Origin of the sequence: Shigella sp. FC1567 (genome assembly GCF_001743015.1) — a bacterium.
GTDB classification, from domain to species: Bacteria; Pseudomonadota; Gammaproteobacteria; order Enterobacterales; family Enterobacteriaceae; genus Escherichia; species Escherichia coli.
On record NZ_MIIV01000447.1, the window covers coordinates 1 to 297 of the forward strand.

Below are 297 nucleotides of genomic sequence, written 5' to 3' on the forward strand. Positions count from 1 at the left end.
CCAGACTTTACGCACACCGTATACCTGATGATTCCCATCGTATACGCGCAGTATCTCTTTCTTCAGCCAGTCATCGCGCTGCGCACGGGCACTGCGTTTATCAGGATGATGTCGCTGTTGCTGACAGTGGTAATACGTTGACGGGGCAATATGTAGTTCACTGCATACCGGTCCGACCCCGTACAGCTTACGCAGCTTATCCAGCAGTGGCATCACTTTTCCAGAGGCGGTCGAACTCCGCCTTCGCAAAATAAGCGGAAGCCTGGCGAAGGATATCGTTACTGCGGCGCAGTTCAC

The 297-nt window shown here is 53.5% G+C and carries 1 pseudogene and 1 other annotated feature; the pseudogene reads right to left on the bottom strand.

Annotated elements, in window-relative coordinates:
* A pseudogene (locus BHE85_RS19875) lies at window positions 1-297 on the bottom strand (IS3 family transposase); the annotation flags it as partial.
* Window positions 142-257, bottom strand: a sequence feature (AL1L pseudoknot). Its footprint overlaps the pseudogene before it by 116 nt.